This is a genomic window from Salmonella sp. SAL04214, assembly GCF_046550615.1.
GTDB classification, from domain to species: Bacteria; Pseudomonadota; Gammaproteobacteria; order Enterobacterales; family Enterobacteriaceae; genus Salmonella; species Salmonella enterica.
Genome location: NZ_JBGDXT010000026.1, coordinates 1 through 947 on the forward strand (window position 1 = coordinate 1; position 947 = coordinate 947).

The 947-nt window shown below is 50.3% G+C and carries 1 pseudogene; it reads left to right on the forward strand.

Annotation, left to right across the window (positions count from 1 at the left end):
• Nucleotides 1–79: 79 nt before the first annotated feature.
• A pseudogene (locus ACLJQD_RS22875) lies at nucleotides 80–947 on the forward strand (IS3 family transposase); the annotation flags it as partial.

The following is a 947-nucleotide window of genomic DNA, read 5'->3' on the forward strand; positions in this document are numbered from 1 at the left end:
TGTAAGTATCCCGCATAATCGTGCCATTCACATTTAGAGATCATCCGGCATAATCAATCTGCCAACGAAGGAGATCGCTATGCGTAAAGCCCGTTTTACTGAGCATCAGATCATCACTGTGATTAAGTCGGTTGAAGCTGGACGAACCGTTAAAGATGTCTGCCGGGAGGCCGGTATCTCTGAGGCCACCTACTATAACTGGAAGTCCAGATACGGCGGCATGGAAGCTTCTGATATTAAAAAGATAAAAGATCTTGAGGACGAGAACCGACGCCTCAAACAGATGTTTGCCGACCTGAGCCTTGAGAACCGGGCGCTGAAAGACGTTATCGAAAAAAAGCTTTAAAACCAGCCTTTAAGCGTGAGCTGGTCACTCATCTGATAACGGCATTCGGACTCAGTATCCGTCAGGCCTGCCGGAGCCTGAACCTGAGCAGAACGGTTTATCATTACCGTCCGGATAACACACGTGACGAACCCGTTATTACCGCATTGCAGGCGGCAGCTGAACGGTATCCACGATACGGTTTTCCGAAGCTTTTTCAGGTTCTGCGGCGGCAGGGATACATGTGGAATCACAAAAGGATCTACCGTATTTATTGTCTGCTGAAGCTGAATTTTCGCCGTAAGGGCAAACAACGGCTGCCGGTGCGTAACCCCTCGCCACTGGCCACGCCGGAAGCGCTGAACCAGAGCTGGTCTGTCGATTTTATGCATGATGCCCTGGTCTGTGGGCGTCGTTTTCGCACGTTCAATGTCGTTGATGACTTTAACCGTGAGGCGTTGTCGATTGAAATCGATCTGAATCTGCCAGCTCTGCGAGTGGTCCGTGTACTCGACAGGATCGCGGCAAATCGTGGCTATCCGGTCATGCTACGCATGGATAATGGTCCGGAATTTATCTCACTTGCACTGGCTGAATGGGCAGAGCAACATGCAGTAAAACT